This is a genomic window from Croceicoccus sp., from assembly GCF_983967925.1.
Genome location: NZ_CFETID010000017.1, coordinates 24,908 through 45,637, shown reverse-complemented (window position 1 = coordinate 45,637; position 20,730 = coordinate 24,908). Strand labels below are relative to the sequence as shown.

At 65.0% G+C, this 20,730-nt stretch carries 25 protein-coding genes and 1 tRNA gene; 23 read left to right on the top strand and 3 right to left on the bottom strand.

Annotation, left to right across the window (positions count from 1 at the left end; all coding sequences use genetic code 11):
* The first annotated feature begins 18 nt into the window (after window positions 1-18).
* Entirely contained in the window at window positions 19-831 is an 813-nt protein-coding gene (pssA, locus tag AC4FIJ_RS10815) for a CDP-diacylglycerol--serine O-phosphatidyltransferase (protein ID WP_490336775.1), read from the top strand.
* Here the strand turns inward: pssA and AC4FIJ_RS10810 are convergent.
* Window positions 791-1,054, bottom strand: coding sequence for a hypothetical protein (locus AC4FIJ_RS10810; protein ID WP_490336734.1), 264 nt, complete (start codon window positions 1,052-1,054; stop codon window positions 791-793). The two genes, pssA and AC4FIJ_RS10810, sit on opposite strands and share 41 nt — an antisense overlap.
* 353 nt (window positions 1,055-1,407) lie before the next feature.
* Between AC4FIJ_RS10810 and rpsB the strand changes: the two genes are divergently transcribed.
* From rpsB to rpmE, 13 genes are all read left to right on the top strand, one after another.
* On the top strand, window positions 1,408-2,160 hold the full coding sequence (gene rpsB / locus AC4FIJ_RS10805; protein WP_490336733.1) for a 30S ribosomal protein S2: 753 nt from the start codon (window positions 1,408-1,410) through the stop codon (window positions 2,158-2,160).
* A 146-nt stretch (window positions 2,161-2,306) separates the two neighbouring features.
* Window positions 2,307-3,230: a translation elongation factor Ts gene (gene tsf, locus AC4FIJ_RS10800; RefSeq protein WP_490336732.1), complete on the top strand. Its 924-nt coding sequence runs from the start codon at window positions 2,307-2,309 to the stop codon at window positions 3,228-3,230.
* A gap of 242 nt (window positions 3,231-3,472) precedes the next feature.
* A complete protein-coding gene (locus AC4FIJ_RS10795; protein ID WP_490336731.1) occupies window positions 3,473-4,012 on the top strand; it encodes a carboxymuconolactone decarboxylase family protein in 540 nt (179 codons plus the stop codon).
* A 297-nt stretch (window positions 4,013-4,309) separates the two neighbouring features.
* Window positions 4,310-5,032, top strand: a complete 723-nt coding sequence (pyrH, locus tag AC4FIJ_RS10790; RefSeq protein WP_490336730.1) for a UMP kinase — start codon at window positions 4,310-4,312, stop codon at window positions 5,030-5,032.
* Window positions 5,033-5,084: 52 nt separating this feature from the next.
* Window positions 5,085-5,642, top strand: a complete 558-nt coding sequence (frr, locus tag AC4FIJ_RS10785) for a ribosome recycling factor (protein WP_490336729.1) — start codon at window positions 5,085-5,087, stop codon at window positions 5,640-5,642.
* Window positions 5,643-5,716: 74 nt separating this feature from the next.
* Entirely contained in the window at window positions 5,717-6,361 is a 645-nt protein-coding gene (uppS, locus tag AC4FIJ_RS10780) for a polyprenyl diphosphate synthase (protein WP_490336774.1), read from the top strand.
* Window positions 6,348-7,118, top strand: a complete 771-nt coding sequence (locus AC4FIJ_RS10775) for a phosphatidate cytidylyltransferase (RefSeq protein ID WP_490336728.1) — start codon at window positions 6,348-6,350, stop codon at window positions 7,116-7,118. The genes uppS and AC4FIJ_RS10775 overlap by 14 nt, the downstream gene beginning before the upstream one ends.
* Window positions 7,118-8,272 carry a 1-deoxy-D-xylulose-5-phosphate reductoisomerase gene (gene dxr, locus AC4FIJ_RS10770; RefSeq protein WP_490336727.1) on the top strand — a complete coding sequence of 385 codons (1,155 nt, stop codon included), beginning with the start codon at window positions 7,118-7,120 and terminating at the stop codon, window positions 8,270-8,272. The genes AC4FIJ_RS10775 and dxr overlap by 1 nt, the downstream gene beginning before the upstream one ends.
* Window positions 8,273-8,357: 85 nt before the next feature.
* Window positions 8,358-9,470, top strand: coding sequence for an RIP metalloprotease RseP (gene rseP, locus AC4FIJ_RS10765; RefSeq protein ID WP_490336726.1), 1,113 nt, complete (start codon window positions 8,358-8,360; stop codon window positions 9,468-9,470).
* Between the two features lie 283 nt (window positions 9,471-9,753).
* A complete protein-coding gene (bamA, locus tag AC4FIJ_RS10760) occupies window positions 9,754-12,426 on the top strand; it encodes an outer membrane protein assembly factor BamA (protein ID WP_490336725.1) in 2,673 nt (890 codons plus the stop codon).
* A complete protein-coding gene (locus AC4FIJ_RS10755; protein WP_490336724.1) occupies window positions 12,426-13,103 on the top strand; it encodes an OmpH family outer membrane protein in 678 nt (225 codons plus the stop codon). The genes bamA and AC4FIJ_RS10755 overlap by 1 nt, the downstream gene beginning before the upstream one ends.
* Before the next feature lie 8 nt (window positions 13,104-13,111).
* Window positions 13,112-13,570, top strand: coding sequence for a 3-hydroxyacyl-ACP dehydratase FabZ (fabZ, locus tag AC4FIJ_RS10750; RefSeq protein ID WP_490336723.1), 459 nt, complete (start codon window positions 13,112-13,114; stop codon window positions 13,568-13,570).
* A gap of 127 nt (window positions 13,571-13,697) precedes the next feature.
* Window positions 13,698-13,922: a 50S ribosomal protein L31 gene (gene rpmE / locus AC4FIJ_RS10745; protein WP_490336722.1), complete on the top strand. Its 225-nt coding sequence runs from the start codon at window positions 13,698-13,700 to the stop codon at window positions 13,920-13,922.
* 135 nt (window positions 13,923-14,057) lie between these two features.
* On the opposite strand, the gene AC4FIJ_RS10740 is transcribed toward rpmE, so the two are convergent.
* Window positions 14,058-14,300, bottom strand: a complete 243-nt coding sequence (locus AC4FIJ_RS10740) for a hypothetical protein (protein WP_490336721.1) — start codon at window positions 14,298-14,300, stop codon at window positions 14,058-14,060.
* 173 nt (window positions 14,301-14,473) lie between these two features.
* Window positions 14,474-15,121, bottom strand: a complete 648-nt coding sequence (locus AC4FIJ_RS10735; RefSeq protein WP_490336720.1) for a prolyl hydroxylase family protein — start codon at window positions 15,119-15,121, stop codon at window positions 14,474-14,476.
* Window positions 15,122-15,216: 95 nt separating this feature from the next.
* Here AC4FIJ_RS10735 and AC4FIJ_RS10730 point away from each other — a divergent pair, with 95 nt between their 5' ends.
* The 9 genes from AC4FIJ_RS10730 (at window position 15,217) to ccmE (ending at window position 20,723) form a co-directional block, all read left to right on the top strand.
* On the top strand, window positions 15,217-15,777 hold the full coding sequence (locus AC4FIJ_RS10730; RefSeq protein WP_490336719.1) for a GspH/FimT family pseudopilin: 561 nt from the start codon (window positions 15,217-15,219) through the stop codon (window positions 15,775-15,777).
* The gene (gene gspI, locus AC4FIJ_RS10725; protein WP_490336718.1) at window positions 15,774-16,142 is read left to right on the top strand and encodes a type II secretion system minor pseudopilin GspI; all 369 of its coding nucleotides are present in this window, start codon (window positions 15,774-15,776) and stop codon (window positions 16,140-16,142) included. Before AC4FIJ_RS10730 ends, gspI begins: the two co-directional genes overlap by 4 nt.
* Window positions 16,139-16,750 carry a type II secretion system minor pseudopilin GspJ gene (gene gspJ / locus AC4FIJ_RS10720; protein WP_490336717.1) on the top strand — a complete coding sequence of 204 codons (612 nt, stop codon included), beginning with the start codon at window positions 16,139-16,141 and terminating at the stop codon, window positions 16,748-16,750. Before gspI ends, gspJ begins: the two co-directional genes overlap by 4 nt.
* Entirely contained in the window at window positions 16,747-17,751 is a 1,005-nt protein-coding gene (gene gspK, locus AC4FIJ_RS10715) for a type II secretion system minor pseudopilin GspK (RefSeq protein ID WP_490336716.1), read from the top strand. The genes gspJ and gspK overlap by 4 nt, the downstream gene beginning before the upstream one ends.
* A 223-nt stretch (window positions 17,752-17,974) precedes the next feature.
* Window positions 17,975-18,051: transfer RNA gene (locus AC4FIJ_RS10710), tRNA-His, on the top strand.
* 72 nt (window positions 18,052-18,123) lie between these two features.
* Window positions 18,124-19,173 carry a Leu/Phe/Val dehydrogenase gene (locus AC4FIJ_RS10705; protein ID WP_490336715.1) on the top strand — a complete coding sequence of 350 codons (1,050 nt, stop codon included), beginning with the start codon at window positions 18,124-18,126 and terminating at the stop codon, window positions 19,171-19,173.
* A 96-nt stretch (window positions 19,174-19,269) separates the two neighbouring features.
* Entirely contained in the window at window positions 19,270-20,067 is a 798-nt protein-coding gene (gene ccmC / locus AC4FIJ_RS10700; RefSeq protein WP_490336714.1) for a heme ABC transporter permease CcmC, read from the top strand.
* Window positions 20,068-20,100: 33 nt separating this feature from the next.
* Entirely contained in the window at window positions 20,101-20,244 is a 144-nt protein-coding gene (locus tag AC4FIJ_RS10695) for a hypothetical protein (RefSeq protein WP_490336713.1), read from the top strand.
* Entirely contained in the window at window positions 20,241-20,723 is a 483-nt protein-coding gene (gene ccmE / locus AC4FIJ_RS10690) for a cytochrome c maturation protein CcmE (protein WP_490336712.1), read from the top strand. The genes AC4FIJ_RS10695 and ccmE overlap by 4 nt, the downstream gene beginning before the upstream one ends.
* The last annotated feature ends 7 nt before the right edge of the window (window positions 20,724-20,730 follow it).

Below are 20,730 nucleotides of genomic sequence, written 5' to 3'. Positions count from 1 at the left end.
TCGAACGAACGGGATTCCATGTCGGGCGACATAGGTCCGCGCATTACGCATGGCGAACGGCCCGTGCCGGCGCGGCGGTCGAGGGGGCTTTCCATGCGCGCGGTGACGCCCAACGCGATCACCGCGGCTGCGCTGTGCCTTGGCCTGACCGGCATTCGGCTGGCGATCGACGGCAACTGGCAATTGTCGATCCTCGCCGTGCTGACGGCGGGCGCGCTGGACGGTATCGATGGCCGCATCGCGCGTTTGCTCAAGGCGCAGAGCCGGTTCGGCGCAGAGCTGGACAGCCTGGCCGATTCGCTGTCGTTCGGCGTTGCGCCCGCATTGATCCTGTTTCTTTGGTCGCTGCAGGACCTGCCGCGGATCGGCTGGTTCGCCTCGCTGGCGCTGGCGATGTGCTGCATGCTGCGCCTGGCGCGTTTCAACGCCCAGATCGACGAGGAGGAGCAGCCGCACAAGTCCGCCGGTTTCCTGACCGGCGTGCCCGCGCCCGTGGGCGGGGGGCTGGCGTTCCTGCCGCTCTATCTATGGATGGCGACCGACGAGCCCATTTTCCGTGAGCCGGTGCTGGTGGCCGTGTGGGTCGTCCTTATCGCCTTCTTGATGATCTCGAACCTTGCCACGCTGAGCTGGACCTCGATCAAGCCGGGCCGGTCGATCCGGATCGAGATCATCGCCCTCGTCGGCCTGCTGGGCGCGGCCTTGCTGCTTGAGCCGTGGCTGTCGCTGGTCGCCGTGTGCGTCGTCTATATCGCGCTGCTGCCCATTGGCTGGTGGCGCTATCGCAAGGTCAGGCGGCGGCGGGCAGCCGAACGTTCGGCGATCGGCTGACATCGCCTGCTGGCAGCGGCCGGGACAGGGGCAGGGCGACGATATTTGCCCCGCGTGCCGATTGCCGATGAACGCGAACGGGCAAGGCCTGCCCGGAATGATCGCCGCCAAGATCGCGATAGGTGGTCGCCATATCGCGCAGCATCAGCCGGATCGCGACGACACAGCCGAGGGCGAGGGCGGCGAAAGAGATGACGGGTGCCAGTGCGGCAATGTCGGTCATGATATACGATCCCCTTTTGTTCCGTACATCATTCTGATAGAACGGATGCGAACGGACATTCGATTGAACAGGTGTAGATACGTAATTGACTTTGAGTGACACCTTTGTTCCTCATTTGTTCTCACCCGTCAAGCGATTTCGGACATGCTCCCCGTATGGCGGGATTCGACAGGGGGCTTCCCAAGGCCGCCTCTTGCCGCTAAGGGCGCGTCGTTCGCGTGAATTCCGGCATCGATTCCCGATGCGGTAACGCGGGCAAATCCACATGGAAGGCACACATCAACCGGTGCCGCGGGGCGTTCATCGCCCTGGGTCATCCGCCTTCCAGAGGTCAAACCGGAAAGGAAACGATTATGGCGTCCACTGGCGTCACCATGCAGCAATTGATCGAGGCCGGCGCACACTTCGGCCACCAGACCCACCGCTGGAACCCGCGGATGAAGCCGTATATCTTCGGCGCCCGCAACGGTGTTCACATCATCGACCTGTCGCAGACCGTGCCGCTGTTCCAGCGCGCGCTCGACTTCGTGTCGGCCACCGCGCAGGCGGGCGGCAAGGTGCTGTTCGTCGGCACCAAGAGGCAGGCGCAGGACCCGATCCGCGAAGCCGCGCTCGCTTCGGGCCAGTATTTCGTGAACCATCGCTGGCTGGGCGGCATGCTGACCAACTGGCAGACCGTGTCGAAGTCGATCAAGAAGCTGAAGACCATCGAGGAACAGCTTTCGGGCGACGTATCGGGCCTGACCAAGAAGGAAATCCTCGACATGACCCGCAAGCGGGACAAGCTCGAGCTTTCGCTGGGCGGCATCCGCGACATGGGCGGCATTCCCGACGTGATGTTCGTGATCGACGCCAATGTCGAGGAACTGGCCATCAAGGAAGCCAACGTGCTTGGCATCCCCGTCGTTGCCGTGCTCGACACCAATGTCGATCCCTCGGGCATCGCGTTCCCGATTCCGGGCAACGATGACGCGGCCCGCGCCGTGCGCCTGTACTGTGACGCCATTGCCGAGGCGGCACGCCGCGGCGGCCAGCAGGGCGTGGCCGACTCCGGCGTCGACATCGGCGCCATGGAAGAGCCGGTTGCGGAAGAAGTCGCCGGCTGATCCGGTTTTGACGCGGCGCATGGCCTTGCCGTCATGCCCGCGTCACCGAAGGCTGCTTGAGAAGCGGCCTTTACGGAAAATTTCTGCCCGGCCTGTCTGCGCATGGCGCGCCTGCCGGGCATCACATCTGAAAAAGGACATGAGCGATGGCTTACACCGCCGCTGACGTGAAGGCCCTGCGCGAGAAGAGCGGCGCAGGCATGATGGACTGCAAGAAGGCGCTGGAAGAAACGAACGGCGACATGGAAGCCGCCGTCGACTTCCTGCGTGCCAAGGGCCTTGCCGCCGCCGCCAAGAAGTCCAGCCGCACCGCGGCCGAGGGCCTGGTCGGCGTCGCCGTCGAAGGCACCAAGGGCGTTGCGGTCGAGGTGAACTCGGAAACCGATTTCGTCGCCAAGAACGAGCAGTTCCAGGATTTCGTCCGCACCGCGACGCAGGTTGCCCTGAACGTCGACGGCGACGATGTCGAGGCGCTGAAGGCCGCTTCCTATCCCGGCGGCAGCACCGTCGGCGAAAAGCTGACCGACAATGTCGCCACCATCGGCGAGAACCAGCAGATCCGCCGCATCAAGTCGGTCGCGGTCAGCGAAGGCGTGGTCGTGCCCTATATGCACAATGCCGCCGCGCCGAACCTCGGCAAGATCGGCGTTCTGGTCGCGCTGGAAAGCTCGGCCCCGACCGAGAAGCTGGAAGAGCTGGGCCGTCAGCTGGCCATGCACATCGCCGCGGCGTTCCCGCAGGCGCTGACCGCCGAAGGCCTCGACGCCGAAGTGATCGAGCGTGAACGCGCGATCGCCCGCGACAAGGCGGCCGAAAGCGGCAAGCCCGAGAACGTGCAGGAAAAGATGGTCGAAGGCGCCGTGGCGAAATACGCCAAGGAGAACGCTCTGCTGTCGCAGATCTTCGTCATGGACAACAAGACGCCGGTCCAGCAGGTCGTCGATCAGGCCGGCAAGGATGCAGGCGCCAAGATTGTGCTCAAGGACTATGTCCGCTTCCAGCTGGGCGAAGGCATCGAGAAGGAAGACAGCGACTTCGCAGCCGAAGTCGCCGCTGCCGTCGGCGGCTGATCGTTCAGCCAGTGCCGATGCCCGGAATTGTCCGGGCCAATTGATTACGGGCCGGAGGGATATCCTTCCGGCCCGTTTTCGTGTCGGGCCTGTTTTCGTACCGGGCTGGCCCAAGTAAAAAACATGCATGATTGACTCTTTCGTCGGGGTGCGTACCCTCTGGCGCGCTAAGAACGGCCGGCGCTGCCCGGTGCCCCACGCGGTCCTGCGCATGCGACCGGCTCACCAAGGAGAGCCCTGTCATGCGTGTTGCACTCGACCCCCAGCCAGAAGCTGCGATCCCCGATCTGGCGCAGCAATATTCGCCCGATCTGATCAAGGCGGGCAATATGTTCGCCGTCGCGCCCTATCGCTTTTCGACCCTACCGCTTCGCCTGTTTGAGGCGTGCCGGATCGCCACCGCGGTCATCAACGGCTGTATCGTGTGCAAGAACTGGCGGGCGCAGCGCGATCTGGCATCGCTGGGTCTGGACAAGGGCGTCGTGGACCAGCCCGAGAAGCCCGACGAGGCGATGTATCAGGCAGTGCTGAACGGCGATCTGTCGGTCCTGTCGCCCAAGGAACGCATCGCCGTGCGCTTTTCGCAGCGCATGGGCACCGATCCCGACGAGCTTGGCAATGACGACGCGTTCTGGAGCGAGCTGAAGCAGCACCTTACCGATGCGGAGATCGTCGAGCTGACCCATTGCACCGCGGCATGGATGGCGATGGGCCGCGTGGCGCATGTTCTGGGAGTCGACACCGTCTGTTCGGTCGGCGGACCGCTAGAAGAGGCGGCCTGAACACCGACGAGAGCAAGTTGCCAAGACCACTGTCGCCTCGGCAGGATCGTCGGGGCGCAGAGGCTTGGGTTCTGATATCTGTCTCCGCGAGGCAGGTTCGCTTTTCAGCCAAGATCTGGGCGGACGCGCGGAAGGGCGCGCCAGCAAGCGTGGCACCATCGGGGCGAGCCGCATAAGGTCGAGTCCTTTCTACGGCAAAATTGCGGGCGATACTCTCCAACAGCGCCCTTGGCTTTCGCGCGCGGCGGTTTTAAGGCCTCTTCACTCCTTCACCGTCCGCGCAGAGACTTGTCCTTCATGCCCCTTCCGCAATTCAAACGCATCCTCCTGAAGCTTTCGGGCGAAGTGCTGATGGGCGATCAGCCCTTTGGCATCGATACCGATTATGTCGCCAAGCTGGCGCAGGAGGTGAAGGCGGCGAAGGAAACGGGCCTTGAAATCTGCCTTGTCATCGGCGGCGGAAACATCTTTCGCGGCATGGCGGGCGCGGCCAAGGGGATGGACCGCGCGCAGGCCGATTACATGGGCATGCTGGCGACCGTGATGAACGCGCTGGCGATGCAGAGCGCGCTGGAACAGATCGGCGTCGAAACCCGCGTGCAATCCGCCGTGCAGATGGACCAGGTGTGCGAACCGGTGATCCGGCGCCGCGCCGAGCGCCACATGGAAAAGGGCCGGATCGTGATCTTTGCCGCCGGAGTCGGCGCGCCCTATTTCACCACCGACAGCGGCGCGGCCCTGCGCGCGGCGGAGATGCGCTGCGACGCCTTGTTCAAGGGCACCAGCGTCGATGGCGTCTATAACGCCGATCCAAAGAAGGATCCGTCGGCGGTGCGTTACGAAACCGTGGGTTACGACAAGGTGCTGGCCGATAATCTGAAGGTCATGGACGCCAGCGCGGTTGCGCTGTGCCGCGACAATGACATTCCCATCGTCGTGTTCTCCATCCGCGAGCGGGGCAATCTGGCCCGCGTGCTGGCGGGCGAGGGGACGCAGACTGTGGTGGGCAATTCCGACTGATTGTTTACGGGGTGGAGCTGCCCCGCTTGTTTCGAACCGAGAGGAACCGAATATGGCCAAATTCGACAAGGCCGATCTGGAACGCCGCATGGCAGGGGCCGTGGAATCGCTGAAGGGCGATCTGGCGGGCCTGCGCACGGGCCGCGCGAATACCTCGCTGCTCGATCCCGTGGTGGTCGAGGTCTATGGATCGATGATGCCGCTGAACCAGGTTGCGACCGTGTCCGCGCCCGAACCGCGCATGCTGGCGGTGCAGGTGTGGGACAAGTCCAACGTGACCGCGGTGGAAAAGGGCATCGCCCATGCGGGTCTGGGCCTGAACCCCAGCATCGACGGCCAGACGCTGCGCCTGCCGATCCCCGACCTGACCGAGGAGCGCCGCAAGGAACTGGCCAAGCTGGCCGGCAAATATGCCGAGGCGGCCAAGATCGCGATCCGCAACGTGCGCCGCGACGGCATGGAAGCGCTGAAGGAAGACGAGAAGAAGAAGGAAATCTCGGAAGACGAGCGCAAGCGTTTCGAGGACGAGGTCCAGAAGCTGACCGACAAATATGTCGCCGAAACCGACAAGGCGGCCGAGGCGAAGGAAAAGGAAATCCTGAGCCAGTGAACGTGCCTGCGCCTTCGGTATCCATCGCGGGCGGCGGTGCGCATGGCGCCGGGCCGCGCCATGTCGCCATCATCATGGATGGCAACGGGCGCTGGGCCAAGAAGCGCATGCTCCCCCGCGCCATGGGTCACCGCAAGGGCGTTGAGGCGGTGCGCAGACTGGTGCGCTCGCTGCGCGGCACGGGGGTCGAGGCGCTGACGCTCTATGCCTTCAGTTCCGAGAACTGGAAGCGGACCGAGGAAGAGATCGCCGACCTCACCACGCTGATGAAGCACTTCATCCGCTCCGATCTGGGCGAGATGATCGAGAACGGGGTGAAGCTGCGCATCATCGGCGATCATTCGGCGTTCGAACCGGAAGCGGTCGCGTTGATCGACGACGCGCTGTCGCGCACCGCGCATAACACCGGCACCGTGCTGACCGTGGCGCTGAACTATGGCGCGCAGCAGGAGATCGCGCGGGCGGCGGCGGCGGCGGCGCAGGCGGGCGAGGTCACCGTGGACAGCATTTCGGCGCATCTCGACACCGCCGACCTGCCGCCGCTCGACCTGCTGATCCGCACGAGCGGCGAAATTCGCCTGTCGAATTTCCTGCTGTGGCAGGCCGCCTATGCCGAGCTTTACTTCACCGAAGTGCTCTGGCCCGATTTCACGCCCGAACATTTCCAGGAAGCGGTCGCGAGTTTCGCGGGCCGCGAAAGGCGTTATGGCGGACGTTGATCCCGCCAATGCCCCCATGCCCGAACGCAAGCGCGACCGGGTGATGCGCGCGATGCGCGTGCCGCTGGCGGTGCGCACGTCGGACCTGCCGCTGCGCCTTGCCTCGGCCGCTGTGATGCTGGGCGTGGCGGCGCTGGCATTCTGGGCCGGAACATGGGCGGTGCGCGCCTTGATCAGCGCGGTCGGCATCGCCTGTTTCTGGGAATGGCAGCGCATGGTGCGCGCGCGTTCCATCTCCGGTTTTGCCAAGGCGATCTGGATGGCGGGCGGAGTGCTCTATATCGGGCTTGCCGCCTGGCTGATGATGGAATTGCCGCTCGACGCGCTGCCGGTGATCATCGGGGTCGTCATCTTCACCGACAGCTGCGCCTATTTCGCGGGCCGCACATTCGGCGGGCCCAAGATCGCGCCGCGGATCAGCCCGTCGAAGACATGGGCGGGCCTTGCGGGCGGCATGCTGGGCGCGGGGCTGTTCCTGTGGATCATCATGGCCGTGCTGATCCGGGCCGATGGTGAAACCAACCTCAGCGTGCCGCAGCTTATGTTCGCGCCGATGGGCCTGCTATTCCTGCCGATGGGCGCAGGGATGGCGATCGCCGCGCAAATGGGCGATTTTTTCGAAAGCTGGATGAAGCGCAAGGCGGCGATGAAGGATTCGTCGAACCTGATACCCGGACATGGCGGCGTGTTCGACCGGATCGACGGGCTGATGCCTGTTGCCATTCTGGTCGGTCTGGTCTTCATGTATTTCCTGTAATGCGCACGATTTCGATCATGGGAGCGACCGGGTCCGTCGGAACCTCGACGCTGGATCTGGTGCGGCGCGATCCGGCCGGCTGGCGCGTGGTGGCGCTGTCCGCCAATTGCAGCGCAGGCGAACTGGCCGCGCTGGCGCGCGAATTCGGTGCCGAGATCGCCATTGTCGCGGACGAAAGCTGTCTGCCCGAATTGCGCGATGCGCTGGCGGGCAGCGGCGTGGAAGCGGCAGGCGGCGAGCGCGCGCTGATCGAGGCGGCTTCGCGACCCGTCGACGTCTTCGTTGCCGCCATCGTCGGCTGTGCCGGCCTTGCCCCGACCATGGCCGCGATCGAACAGGGCGGCACCATCGCGCTCGCCAACAAGGAAGCCTTGGTCTCGGCGGGCGAGGTGATGACGGCGGCAGTGCAGCGCCACGGCGCGACCCTGCTGCCCGTGGACAGCGAGCATAATGCGATCTTCCAGTGCCTACAGGGCGGGCGCATGTCCGACGTGCGCTGGATCACGCTGACGGCCAGCGGCGGCCCATTCCGCAACGCCACCATGGCCGAGCTGAATGCCGCGACGCCCGCGCAGGCGGTCAAGCATCCCAACTGGTCCATGGGCGCGAAGATCAGCGTCGATTCCGCCACCATGATGAACAAGGGGCTGGAGTTCATCGAGGCGCATCACCTGTTTCCCGTCGGGCTGGACCGGCTGCGCATCATCGTCCACCCGCAGTCCATCGTGCATTCCATGGTCGAATATCGCGACGGATCGACGCTGGCGCAGCTTGGCCCTTCGGACATGCGCGTGCCCATCGCAAGCGCGCTGGCGTGGCCCGCGCGCATGGATACGCCGTGCGATCCGCTCGACCTGGCGGCCATCGGCACGCTGGAATTCCGCGCGCCGGACGAGACGCGCTTTCCCGCGACAAGGCTGGCGCGCGAGGCCGCTTCGCATGGCGGCGCGGCGCCCGCGGTGCTGAATGCCGCGAACGAGATCGCGGTGGCCGCTTTCCTCGCCGGTCAGATCGGGTTCACCCGGATTGCGGCAATGGCGGAGGACATGCTCCAGCAAGGGACGCTTCCGCCGCCGCCCGCCACGCTGGACGAGGTTCTGCTAGTCGATAGCGAGACGCGGACAAGGGCGCGGGCGCTGCTGCAGGCGGCCTGACGCGCAAGGCCCTGCCCCGGCGGGCGATTCTCGCTTGGAGCGCGGCGCGCGGCGGGTTAACAGGGGCGGCTAACAAAGGCTTTCGATGTTCGACAATCCCTCCATTCTGACTGCCATTCTCGGGTTTTTGCTGGTGCTTGCTCCGCTCGTCGTGGTGCACGAGCTTGGGCATTATCTCGTCGGCCGCTTGTTCGGCGTGAAGGCAGAGGCGTTTTCGGTCGGTTTCGGCAAGGAAGTCGCCGGTTTCACCGACAAGCGCGGCACAAGGTGGAAGCTGTCGATGCTGCCGCTGGGCGGTTATGTGCAATTCGCGGGCGACATGAACCCGGCGAGCCAGCCGTCGGAGGAATGGCTGGAACTGCCGGAGGAAGAGCGCAATCGCACCTTCCAGTCGAAATCGCTGGGTGCCCGCGCGCTGATTGTCGCGGCGGGTCCGGTGACGAACCTGCTGGTCGCGATCCTGATCATCGCCGGTTTTACCATGGCCTTCGGAAAGCTCGTCGCCGATCCGGTGGTTGGCGGTTTCGTCGAGAATTCGCCCGCTCTGGCCGCCGGTATGGAGGAAGGCGACCGCATCGTGCGCGTCGATGGCAGCCCCATCGACACGTTCGACGATGTGCGCGACCGCGTCATGCCCTATCCGGGTGAGCCGCTGACATTGACCGTGCTGCGCGACGGCGCGGAGCAGGAGATCAGCTTCGACATCGCCACCCATGTCGAGCGCGACCGTTTCGGCAATGAATTCCGGCTGGGCCGCATCGGCGTGCTGGCCACCGAAGGCCGCGCGGTGCCCGTCGGCCCTGTAGAGGCGGTGTGGGAAGGGACCAAGACGACCGGGCAATTGCTGCATCTGACGACGGTGGGGCTGTGGCAGATCATCACCGGCCGCCGCCCGGTCAGCGAGCTTGGCGGACCGATCAAGATCGCGAAATATTCGGGCGAACAGCTGATCTCGGGCTGGTATGCCTTCATCTCTTTCATCGCCATGATCTCAATTAACTTGGCATTCATTAACCTCCTGCCAATTCCTGCGCTCGACGGCGGGCACCTCGCCTTTTACGCGGCGGAGGCAGTCCGCCGGAAACCGATATCCGCAAAGGGCCAGGAATGGGCTTTCCGCACCGGAATGGCGCTCGTGCTGACCTTGATGGTCTTTGTCACGATCCTCGACATCAGCTCTCTCAATATCTTCAGCTGAATTGGCCGCCTGCCGGCGCGCGTGTCGGTGTCGCCCACCGCGCGCCTGTCGCGGATAAGCATGGGCTTTGTCTTGATCGTGGGCGCTTCATCGGGCAGATGGCCCGCAATCGTATTTCCGCGGGTTCACGGGCTTTCTTCCCGACCGCGAAATTCGCGAGCGGGGCGGTATTTCCATGCGGGGAAGGGACAGGACCCGCAGCGGCTTTCGCGCCGCGACATGTCAGGATCGAGTATAACGCATGAATAGACGGGATGGATCGCCGATGGGATCAGCGGCAGGCATGAACAAACCCGTATCCGGATGGGGCGGGGCAGGCATGCTCGGCGCATTGCTGGCGACGACGGCGCTCAGCGTGCCGGCCTTTGCGCAGGACAATGCGCAGCCGGCGCCCGATCAGCAGACGGCCCCCGATGAACAGCAGGCCCCTGCCACGCAGGCCCCCGCCACGCAGGCCGCGCCTTCGCTCGCGCCGGGCAGCCAGGCCGTGCCGGCGGCCGCCGAGGGCAATGTCATCCGCACGATCTCGGTATCGGGTGCGCAGCGGCTCGAGCCGCAGACGATCATGTCCTATATCCAGCTGCGTCCGGGCCAGGCCTATACGCAGGCCGCGGCCGACCAGGCGCTGAAGGATCTGTACGCCACCGAACTGTTCGGCGACGTCCGCATATCCGAGAACGACGGCCAGGTCCTGATCGAGGTGGTCGAGAACCCGATCATCAACCGCATCATTCTCGAGGGCAACAAGCGGCTCAAGAACGACAAGATCCTGCCCGAGATCAAGCTGGCCCCGCGCCAGATCTATACCCGCTCCAAGGTCCGCGCCGACGTCAACCGCATCATCGAGCTGTACAAGCGGCAGGGCCGTTTCGCCGCGGTGGTCGAGCCCAAGGCGGTCCAGCTGGACCAGAACCGCGTCGACATCGTGTTCGAGATCAGCGAGGGCCCCAAGTCCAAGGTCCGCCAGATCAACATCATCGGGAACGAGGAATTCTCGGACGGCGAGCTGCGCGGCGAGATGCTGACCAAGCAGACCGGTTTCCTGTCCTTCCTGACCGGCAACACCAGCTATGACCCCGACAAGCTGGCGTTCGACCAGCAGAAGCTGCGCCAGTTCTACCTGACGAACGGCTATGTCGATTTCCGCGTCGTGTCCGCCGTGGCCGAGCTTACGCCCGACAAGGAAGACTTCATCATCACCTATGTGGTGGAAGAGGGCGAGCGCTACAAATACGGCGACGTGTCGGTCGACAGCCAGCTGCGCGACTTCAATTCCGAACTGCTGACGCGCCAGCTCTCGATGAAAGAGGGCGAGTGGTACAACGCGCAGCAGGTCGAGGACACGATCGAGGGTCTGTCAGAGACCATCGGCGCCTATGGCTATGCGTTCGCCACGGTGGATCCGCGCTACGACCGTGATCCCGAAAACCGCACGATGAGCGTCGAGTTCGTAATCAACCAGGCGCCGCGCACCTATGTCGAGAAGATCGAGATCAACGGCAACACGCTGACGCAGGACAAGGTGATCCGCCGCGAATTCCGCCTGGCCGAGGGCGATGCGTTCAATTCGCTGCAGGTGCGCCGTTCGACCAACCGCATCAACTCGCTGGGTTTCTTCCAGGAAAACTTCGAGATCGCGCAGGAGCCGGGCAGCGCCGAAGACCGCATCAACCTGATCGCCAATGTCGAGGAAAACCCGACCGGCGAGCTGCAGCTGTCGGCCGGTTTCTCCAGCCTTGAAAGCTTCATCCTGCAGGGTTCGATCCGCGAGCGGAATTTCCGCGGGCGCGGCCAGACCGTGGGCCTGTCGCTGAACTATTCGCGCTATTCCAAGGCGGCGCAGATCAGCTTTACCGAACCCTATGTGTTCGACCGCAACATCTCGTTCGGGGCGGATATCTATCGCCGCGATTTCAACAGCTTCAACTATTTCAACAACGACCGGAACAACACCTACGAGAACTCGACGACCGGTTTCTCGCTGCGTGCCGGTACGCCGCTCAGCGAATATATGACGGTCATTGCCCGCTATACGCTGAACTTCGAGGACGTGACGCTGGGTGACCAGTACTTCAGCGACATCGACGGCGACGGGGTGCAGGAATGTAATCCGCTGGTCGCGGGCCGCTATCTCTGCGATGCGCTGGGCAAGCGGACCAGTTCGATCCTCGGTGCCTCGCTGGTGTGGGACAATCTCAACAACCGGGTCCGTCCCAGCCGCGGCCAGCGCGTCGTCGGCAATGTCGATTTCGCGGGGCTTGGCGGTAATGTGAAATATCTGCGCGGCCGTCTGAACGCCGCGAAATACTGGGATTTCGGGTCCAGCTTCATCTTCTCGCTGCAGGGCGAGGGCGGGTATATCCACGCGCTTGAGAGCAATGACGATCCCTTCACGGACGACGTCCGGCTGACCGACCGCTTCTTCCTCGGCCAGCCGCAGATGCGCGGTTTCGACATTCGCGGCATCGGCCCGCGCGTTTTGCGCAAGCGGGTCATCGACGGCGTGGTCAGCGAGGATCGCCAGAACTGGACCGACGACGCGCTGGGCGGCCGTGCCTATTACCTCGGCCGCGCAGAACTGGAAATTCCGCTCGGCTCCGGCGCGCGCGAAATGGGCCTGCGCCCCTCGATCTTCGCCGATGTCGGCGCGGTTTGGGGCCTGACCGATCCGCAGGTGAACGACATCTATCAGCAGATCGATTCGCGTGACGACGATGGCAATGTTACCGGCACGTCATTCGTGACCAATCCGGTCGCGCCCGACGGCACGCCCAACCAGCTGATCTTTGTCGAGGAATATGTCGGCGACAGCCCCAAGCCGCGCGTCGCGGTGGGTATCGGCGTCAACTGGAACTCGCCGTTCGGTCCGCTGCGGATCGATTTCTCCAAGACCCTCGTCAAGGTCGAAGGCGATGATCCCAAGACCTTCAATTTCAACGTAGGAACGCAATTCTGATGAAATTCCATGCCCCCAAGGCGGCGTTCGCCGCACTCGCCCTCGGCATTGCGCCGGTTTCGATGATCGCGCTGTCGGCACCCGCCGCTGCGCAGATCGTTCCCGGTATCGGCATCGCCAACCCCGACGCGATCGTGGCCGCCTCCAGCGCGTTCCAGAACGCCGAGACGCAGCGCCAGACCACCTACAAGGCGCAGATCGATCAGGCAGAAGCGCGCCGCGCCGCCATCGCCGCCCAGCTCGAACCGCTCTACACCAAGCTGGAAGCCGATTCGCAGGCCGCCAGCCCCAACCGTCAGGCGCTGCAGCAGCAGGCCGCGCAGATCCAGCAGATCGAACAGTCCGGCCAGGCCGAGATCAATCGCCTGCTGCAGCCGGTCGCGCTCTCGCGCGCCTATGTGGTCGAGCAGATTTCGGACCAGCTGACCGCCGCGATGGACGCCGCCAAGGCGCGCCGCAAGATCACGCTGGTGCTGTCGCCCAATGGCGTGATCTCGGCCGACCAGGCCTATAACCTCAACCAGGACGTGGTGAACGAGCTGAACCGCCTGATCCCCAATGCCCAGCTGGTTCCGCCGCAGGGCTGGATGCCGCGCGCGCAGCGTGAAGCCGCCGCACAGCAGCAGGCCCAGCAGCCCGCCGCCCAGCCTGCCGCGCAGCCCGCCACCAGCCGCTGAGAGCCACGATGAGCGAGACCCCTTCCGTGACGGCCGAAATGTCGATCCCGCGCATCCTCGAACTGCTGCCGCATCGCTATCCGATGCTGCTGGTGGACCGGGTGGTGTCGCTGGATCCCGACAAGGGCATTCACGCGGTGAAGGCGGTCTCGTTCAACGAGGATTTCTTTCAGGGCCATTTCCCGGGCCGCCCGATCATGCCGGGCGTGCTTCAGATCGAGGCTCTGGCGCAGGCCGCGGGTCTTCTCGCGGTCGAGGCGCTGGGCCTCGCCGGAACGGGCAAGCTGGTCTATTTCCTTGCGATCGACAATGCGAAGTTCCGCAAGATGGTCGAGCCGGGGCATTTGCTGGACCTGAAAGTGGAATTCCTGCAGCGGCGCGCGCGCATCTGCAAGTTCAAGGGCGAGGCGTCGATCGAGGGCGAGGTGACCTGCGACGTCGAATTCACCGCCATGATCGAGAAGTAAGCAAGATCCAGCCACGGCGCGGACACGCTAGTCCTTGCCAGAATCGCCGCGCCCCGCTATGCGCGCGCCTTTCCTGAAACACCGAGTGTCCGGTCGGAACCGGATGCAGCACGCGGAGAATACTGCCATGAAGGCCGATACCCATCCCGATTACCACATGATCAAGGTGCAGATGACCGACGGCACCGTGTTCGAGACCCGTTCGACCTGGGGCTCGGAAGGTGACACGCTGACGCTGGAAATCGATCCGACGTCGCACCCGGCATGGACCGGCGGCACGAAGCAGCTTCAGGAAGGTGGCCGCGTGGCTCGCTTCAACAAGAAGTTCGGTGGCCTTACGCTCAAGAAGTAATCGAGAGCGGGCGATCGGTGCGCGGGCCAGCCCGCGCACCGCACCAAAAACGAAAGGCGGCCTTTGCGGGCCGCCTTTTGCGTTTTACGGGATGTGAAGACCGGAACGTGAGATCCGGGTGATCCTGCGCGCCGGTCAGGCGATCAGATAGGCCGACACGCCGATGATCGCCGCCCACAGGCCAAGCGCGACGGGCACGCCAAAGGCCATGCCGCGAAATGTCTTTAGCGTCTGATCGTCATCATGCGGGCCGGTCAGGTCCCGACGCGCCTTGTCCGGCGCGATGGTGTCTGGCGCCGTGATTTCCGGAGCAGTGTCGCCGGACGGGGCCAGATCGACCTCTTCCGCGCTCTCGATGTCCTTGACGAAGCCTTCCATCGCTTCCCCCAATGGCCTTATTGATCGGCCAAGTCCCTTCGACTTGCCCTCATGCCGATATCGTGGCCGAAGGGTGCGAAGAAAACCTTGGGAGAATACCTAGAGGATATTACCTAAACGTGCATGATCGTTGATTTTGTCGTCCCGAAAAGGTGCAAAGCGGCGCGCTCTCTTCATTGCCGGTAGGGCAGTTCGCGGTACCACTTGGTGATCACATATTTCAGCCCTTTGCGCACTTTCATCGCGTGGTGCAGAGTCGCGGCATTGGGCGAACCGTCGGCGCGGCGATTGTTCCATCCCAGCAATCGGCCCGCTTCGGGCTGGAACATCTTGTTCGCCACCTTGAAGCGGGTGGCGCCGCCGGCCTCGGGCGAGTTAAGATAGATCATGAAGGTCCACGTCCGATTGCCGCCGCGCGCGCAATTGGCGTCATAGTCCTTGCCGTTGGGCTCGAAATAATCGGTGTGCGCCTTGAACTCCTGCCCCACCTCGTAACGCTGGCCCTGCAGCGGTTCGCCGAACACCGGGTCGATCCCCGACAATGCGTGCAGCCGGTCCTCCAGCCTCGCGACGACCGGCACGGTTTCGTCGAAATGGCAGGTCTCGCTGGTGCGGAAGTAATCGTCGCCGTTGCTGTCGGTGATCGTGGACGGCTGGCGATTGGCATCGATCAACGCCATCAGCGCCAGCCGGTCGTCCTCGGGCAGGAAATCGCGCAGGGTGAACAGCTCCAGCTTGGGCGAGGGGACGCGCTGGATATGCGGCGTGGCGCGGAGGCGTTCGGTGACGCTGGCTGCCTGGTCGATTGCTTCGCTGGCCATGGCCTTGCCCATAATGCCGCCGGCGTTTGCTGCAAAGGGCAAAGGCGCTGCAAAGGGCAAAGGCGTTTGCGGGCGCTGCCGATATGATCTTGCCCATGCCCGCGCGTGCGCGCATAGGCTCTGCCGCGATGGGCAGGCAGGCTATCCGGCAATCCGGCAATTCCGCTTCGGGTGCGGCGCGCACGGCGCGGGCCAATGGATTCAGCCTGATCGAATTGCTGGTCGCGCTGTTCGTGATGGCGCTGCTGGCATCGGTGGCGGTGCTGTCGCTGCCCGACAGCGGCAGCGATTTGCGCCGCAGTGCCGAACGTTTCGCCGCCCGCACCGGCGCCGCCCGCGACGAAGCGATCGTGACCTCGCGGCTCGTGTCGGTGGTGGTCGGGCAGGCGGGTTATTACTTCGAGACGCGAGGCGAGGGCGGCTGGCAGCCCCCGACGGCGCAGAGCCTGCAAGGCGGCGACTGGCCCGACGAAACCGCCGTGAGCCAGACCGGTGCGATAACCGACGATCCGCAGGCAGGCGGCAACCGGCGCATCGTGTTCGACAGCCTTGGCCTTGCGAGTGAGGACGCGCGGATCGTGCTGACGCGCGCCAATCACCGGGCGACCGTCACCATCGCCCGCAACGGCGATATTCGCACGGAAGCGGGCCAATGAGGGCGCGCAACGGTTTTACCCTGATCGAGATGCTGGTCGCGCTGGCGATCTTTGCGCTGGCGGCGCTGGCCTTGCTGCGCATGGAAGGCGCGTCGATTTCGCGCACCGCGGATCTCGACCGGCGGCTGGTGGTCGAGGTGACGGCGCGCAATCTGGCCGCCGAATGGCTGAGCGATCCGATCCCGCCTGCGCTGGGCGATGAAAGCGGCACGGTCGAGAATGCGGGGCGGCGTTTCGCATGGGTGCGCCGCGTCGATGCGCCCGAGGCATTTCCCGGCACCATCCGGATCGCGATGTCGGTGCGCGAACTGGGCCAGCCCTCGGGCGGGGTCAGCTTCGAATTGCTGAGGTCCGCGCCGCGATGACCCGCCGATATGCACGCAATGGCTTTACGCTGGTCGAGATGCTGGTGGCGCTCATCATCTTCTCGATCATCGCGGCGGGCGCGCTGGGCCTGCTGCGCTTTTCGGTCGACGCCGAGATCGCGAGCCGGGACGCGACCGGCGAAATCGCCGCCGAACGCCGCCTGATCGCCGTGTGGACAGCGGACATGGCGCAGGCCTCGCCCAGACCCGCGCGCGATGCGGGTGGAGAGCCCGAACCGGCCCTGCTGGCGGGGGAGAACGGCGATCTGATCGCCATCACGCGGGGCGGCTGGGACAACCCCTCGGGTCAGGCGCGGGCTTCACTGCAGCGCGTGATCTGGCGCATGGAAGGCAACCGGCTGGTGCGGATCGGCCTGTCGCATATCGATGGCGCGGCGCGGGGCGAACCCAGCGTCATGGCTGAGCTGAACGGACAGCCGGGGCTGCGTTTCCGCATGGCGGGCGGCAACTGGGTCGGCACGTGGCGACCGCAGAACCCCGCCGAATTGCCCGCCGCGGTCGAGCTGACCCTGCCGCAGCCCGACGGGACGGTGCTTCGCGTGGTGACGCTGGTCGGATCCGGCCCCGCAGCGGAGGAGGGAGAGTGAGCCGCGCGCCCGGCAGCTGGTTTGCGCAGCGGGGGCGCGGCGCGGCGCTGCTGTCGGTGCTGGTGCTGGTGGCGCTGATGACGATCATCGCGACCTTGATGCTCGACCGGCTGAACCTTGCCACAAGGCTTGCCTCGAACAGTCAGGCGATGGCGCAGGCGCAGCTTTACGCAGCCAGCGCAGAGCAGATGACCGCCGCGCGCCTGACGCAACTGGTCGCCGCGGACGAGGACAAGACGGTCGACCGCATCGGCCTGCTGGGCCGGGAACAGGCGATGCCGCTGGCGCGGGGCAGCGTCTCGGTCACGGTGCTGGATGCGCAGAATTGCTTCAACGTCAATTCGCTGGGTGCGGGCGCCAATGGCGAGGGGCGGCGTTTCGACCGCCGCGCGCAGGGCCAGTTCCTGCGGCTGATGGAAGGGCTGGCGATCCCGGTGAACGAGGCGGCGGTGATCGCCGATTCGGTCGGGGACTGGGTGGACGCCGACCAGTCGCCGCAGCCCAACGGCGCGGAGGACGATTATTACCTGTCGCTGCCGGTGCCCTATCGCACCCCCGGGCGCGCGATGGCGGAACTGAGCGAGCTGCGCGCGGTGCGCGGCATGACCGAGCCGATCTATCGCCGCCTGCTGCCATGGGTCTGTGCGCTGCCGACGGGCGAGGACGCAAGGGTCAATCTCAATACGCTGCGGCCCGATCAGGCGCGGTTGATCGCGGCGATGACGGCGGGCAGCCTCAGCATCGACCGTGCGCGCGCCTTCATCGCCTCGCGCCCGCCTGCGGGCTGGAGTTCGGTATCGGGCGCGGTGGGCCAGATGGCGCGCGGCGACGATTCGGTGTTCGGTCCGGCCGCCCTGTCGCAGATGTCGGTGCGCTCCGATCTGTTTTCGGCCCGCATCGCGGTGCGCGTCGATTCGGTATTGCTGGAGGAGACCGCGCTGATCGACACCAGCGACGATATCGGCCGGGTGGTGGCGCGATATTGGGGGCCTGCCGTCTGAAAACGCGTGAGTCGCGGCAAATTTGCGTCAGCGGCGAAATTCGCAAATTGCGCGTCCTTATAATATTGCGCCATCTGCGGGCGAAACGCTGATTTTGCTTTTCACGGGCGACGCTTTGTGCAACAGGCCGCCTCCGCCGTTCGCAAGCGCTTGACGCATGCAGCCGGCAGTGAAAACAGGGCGCCCCGGCCGGGCGAAAATCGGGCCGGATTTGCGCTTCATGGCGATCGTAGCTCAGTTGGTTAGAGCGCCGGTTTGTGGTACCGGAGGTCGTGGGTTCGAACCCCATCGGTCGCCCCATTTTCACTAGCGGGCGGTGTCGGAAATCCGGCCATTCTGCCGCCTGCTTCCAGGCAAAAGGCGGCCCCCGCAATGTGGAGCAATCCCGCATTCGACGAGCATGAAAAGCTCACCCTCGTCCATGACCGTGCAAGCGGGCTGGCCGCAATCATCGCCATTCATTCGACCCATCGCGGCCCTTCGGCGGGCGGCACGCGGTTCTGGCATTACGCCAATCCCGACGATGCGCTGACCGATGCGCTGCGCCTGTCGCAGGGCATGAGCTACAAGAATGCGATGGCCGATCTGCCGATGGGCGGCGGCAAGGCCGTTATCCTGGCGCCGAAGGACGGCACCAAGACGCCCGAAATGCTCGCCGCGTTCGGCGATGCGGTCGAGGCGCTGGGCGGACGTTACGTGACGGCGGAAGACGTCGGCATTTCCGAAGCGGACATGGTCGCCGTGTCGAAACGCACCGATTACGTCACGGGCCTGCCTGCCGACGACGATGGCGCGGGCGGCGATCCCGGGCCCTATACGGCGCATGGCATCTATCTGGGCCTTGCGGCGGCAGTGCGGCACAAGCTTGGCCGTTCGCTGAACGGCGTGCATGTCGCGATCCAGGGCACGGGCAGCGTGGGCGGACGGCTGGCGCAATTGCTGGCGAAGGACGGGGCGAAGCTGACGCTTGCCGACGTCAACACCGCCCGCGCCGAGGCGCTGGCAGCGGAACTTGGCGGCACGGCCGTGCCTGCGGACAGCATCATGTCCGTGCCCTGCGACGTGTTCAGCCCCAATGCGCTGGGCGGCATCCTCGACAGCACCAGCATCGCCGCGCTCGATTGCGCCGTGGTGGCCGGCGGGGCGAACAACCAGCTCGCCACTGCCGAACATGGCCGCGAACTAGCCCAGCGCGGCATTCTCTATGCACCCGATTACGTGCTGAATGGCGGCGGTATTATCGCGGTCACCTATGAATATCTTGCGCGCCGCGAGGGCGTGGCGGTCAGCACCGACACCATCGACCAGAAGATCGCGGGCATTCCCGACCGGCTGGAATCGATCTGGCAGGAAGCGGAGTCGAGCGGGCGGTCGGTCAATATCGTGGCCGATGCCATGGCGCGGCGCGCGATTGGGCGTTGAACGGCGGCCAGCCGGTGCTGGGCCCTTGTGTCCGCGCGGGCGAACCGGCATGAGACTTGACCGGTCGTTCCGGCCCGAGTTTAGCACAAATCTGACATGCACGGTTTCGCCAATCCCGCCCGTTTTCTGCGTATCGCCCGCTGGCTGACGCCGCTTTTGCTGGTGTCCGGCCTGCTGATCGCGGGCGCGGCACTGGCCTATGGGCTGCTGCTGGCGCCTGCCGACCGGCTGATGGGCGATACGGTACGCATCATGTATATCCACGTGCCCGCCGCATGGCTTGGCATGGGGGGATGGACGACCATCGCCATCGCCTCGCTGGTCGAACTCGTCTGGCGGCATCCGCTGGCCTCCATCGCGGCGCGGGCCGCCGCGGTGCCGGGCGCGGTGTTCACGGCGATCTGCCTTGTCACGGGGTCGATCTGGGGCCGCCCGACATGGGGCACATGGTGGGTGTGGGACGGGCGGCTGACGTCGATGCTTGTCCTGCTGCTGCTCTATTTCGCCTATATCGCGCTGGCGGGCGCGGCGCAGAAGGACATGGCGGCGGGAACGGGCGGAAGCCGCGTGACCGCGATCTTCGGCCTGCTGGGCGCGGTTAACGTGCCAATCATCAACCGGTCTGTCGTGTGGTGGAATTCGTTGCACCAGCCGCCCAGCATCACCATGGGGCAAAGCGCGATCGACCCGGCCTTTCTGTGGCCGCTGCTGGCGGCGACCCTGGGCTTTTCGCTGCTGTTCGGCGGGGTAGTGCTGGCGCGCATGCGGGCGCTGCTGGCCGACATCCAGGCCGAGGCGCGGCTGCGGCGCAAGGCGGTCAGTGCGGAAATCGGGGCCGAGTTCAGGGCCGATCAGGGTGCGGATATTCTTTCCGTGTCGTCCGACAGGCTGTAAGGCTTGGCCAACGGATTCGAAGTGACCATCCCATTGACCGAAAATCTTGACCACTGGCCTTTCGTGATCGCCTGCTACGCCATCGGCATAGCGGGCACGCTGGCCATGGCCGGATGGAGCTGGCTGTCGATGCGCCGTGCGGAAAAGCGCCGCGATGCGATCAGGGGGCGCAAATGAACGCCGCCGGTTCGACGACGGGATCGCAGGCGTTGAAGCCCAAGCATCAGCGTCTGGTGCTGCTCGCCATCGCGCTGGTGGTGCTGATCGGCGCGGGGCTGCTGGCGGCATGGGCGCTGCGCAATCAGGCAAGCTATTTCTATGTCCCTTCCGACATCGCCAGCAACCCGCCAGAGGCCGGGCGCGCGATCCGGCTGGGCGGCATGGTGCAGGAAGGATCGCTGCAGCGCGAAGCCGACGGGGTCAGTATCCGTTTTCTGGTCGGCGACGGGGCTGCGACCGTGCCGGTCCGCTTTACCGGCATCGTGCCCGACCTGTTCGTCGAGGGATCGGGTGTCGTGGCCGAAGGCAGCATGACGCGGGACGGCACGTTCAGCGCCACCAATCTTCTCGCCAAGCATGACGAGAATTACATGCCCCGCGAATTGCAGGACATGTCCGATATGCAGGCCAAGCAGGTGGTGGCCGAGGCCGAATGATCGCCGA

Excerpts from the sequence above, each read along its gene's own strand:
- pssA (WP_490336775.1), top strand. The coding sequence starts at position 19 with ATGTCGGGCGACATAGGTCCGCGCATTACGCATGGCGAACGGCCCGTG.
- AC4FIJ_RS10810 (WP_490336734.1), bottom strand. The coding sequence starts at position 1,054 with ATGACCGACATTGCCGCACTGGCACCCGTCATCTCTTTCGCCGCCCTC.
- rpsB (WP_490336733.1), top strand. The coding sequence starts at position 1,408 with ATGGCGTCCACTGGCGTCACCATGCAGCAATTGATCGAGGCCGGCGCA.
- tsf (WP_490336732.1), top strand. The coding sequence starts at position 2,307 with ATGGCTTACACCGCCGCTGACGTGAAGGCCCTGCGCGAGAAGAGCGGC.
- AC4FIJ_RS10795 (WP_490336731.1), top strand. The coding sequence starts at position 3,473 with ATGCGTGTTGCACTCGACCCCCAGCCAGAAGCTGCGATCCCCGATCTG.
- pyrH (WP_490336730.1), top strand. The coding sequence starts at position 4,310 with ATGCCCCTTCCGCAATTCAAACGCATCCTCCTGAAGCTTTCGGGCGAA.
- frr (WP_490336729.1), top strand. The coding sequence starts at position 5,085 with ATGGCCAAATTCGACAAGGCCGATCTGGAACGCCGCATGGCAGGGGCC.
- uppS (WP_490336774.1), top strand. The coding sequence starts at position 5,717 with ATGGATGGCAACGGGCGCTGGGCCAAGAAGCGCATGCTCCCCCGCGCC.
- AC4FIJ_RS10775 (WP_490336728.1), top strand. The coding sequence starts at position 6,348 with ATGGCGGACGTTGATCCCGCCAATGCCCCCATGCCCGAACGCAAGCGC.
- dxr (WP_490336727.1), top strand. The coding sequence starts at position 7,118 with ATGCGCACGATTTCGATCATGGGAGCGACCGGGTCCGTCGGAACCTCG.
- rseP (WP_490336726.1), top strand. The coding sequence starts at position 8,358 with ATGTTCGACAATCCCTCCATTCTGACTGCCATTCTCGGGTTTTTGCTG.
- bamA (WP_490336725.1), top strand. The coding sequence starts at position 9,754 with ATGAACAAACCCGTATCCGGATGGGGCGGGGCAGGCATGCTCGGCGCA.
- AC4FIJ_RS10755 (WP_490336724.1), top strand. The coding sequence starts at position 12,426 with ATGAAATTCCATGCCCCCAAGGCGGCGTTCGCCGCACTCGCCCTCGGC.
- fabZ (WP_490336723.1), top strand. The coding sequence starts at position 13,112 with ATGAGCGAGACCCCTTCCGTGACGGCCGAAATGTCGATCCCGCGCATC.
- rpmE (WP_490336722.1), top strand. The coding sequence starts at position 13,698 with ATGAAGGCCGATACCCATCCCGATTACCACATGATCAAGGTGCAGATG.
- AC4FIJ_RS10740 (WP_490336721.1), bottom strand. The coding sequence starts at position 14,300 with ATGGAAGGCTTCGTCAAGGACATCGAGAGCGCGGAAGAGGTCGATCTG.
- AC4FIJ_RS10735 (WP_490336720.1), bottom strand. The coding sequence starts at position 15,121 with ATGGCCAGCGAAGCAATCGACCAGGCAGCCAGCGTCACCGAACGCCTC.
- AC4FIJ_RS10730 (WP_490336719.1), top strand. The coding sequence starts at position 15,217 with ATGCCCGCGCGTGCGCGCATAGGCTCTGCCGCGATGGGCAGGCAGGCT.
- gspI (WP_490336718.1), top strand. The coding sequence starts at position 15,774 with ATGAGGGCGCGCAACGGTTTTACCCTGATCGAGATGCTGGTCGCGCTG.
- gspJ (WP_490336717.1), top strand. The coding sequence starts at position 16,139 with ATGACCCGCCGATATGCACGCAATGGCTTTACGCTGGTCGAGATGCTG.
- AC4FIJ_RS10705 (WP_490336715.1), top strand. The coding sequence starts at position 18,124 with ATGTGGAGCAATCCCGCATTCGACGAGCATGAAAAGCTCACCCTCGTC.
- ccmC (WP_490336714.1), top strand. The coding sequence starts at position 19,270 with ATGCACGGTTTCGCCAATCCCGCCCGTTTTCTGCGTATCGCCCGCTGG.
- ccmE (WP_490336712.1), top strand. The coding sequence starts at position 20,241 with ATGAACGCCGCCGGTTCGACGACGGGATCGCAGGCGTTGAAGCCCAAG.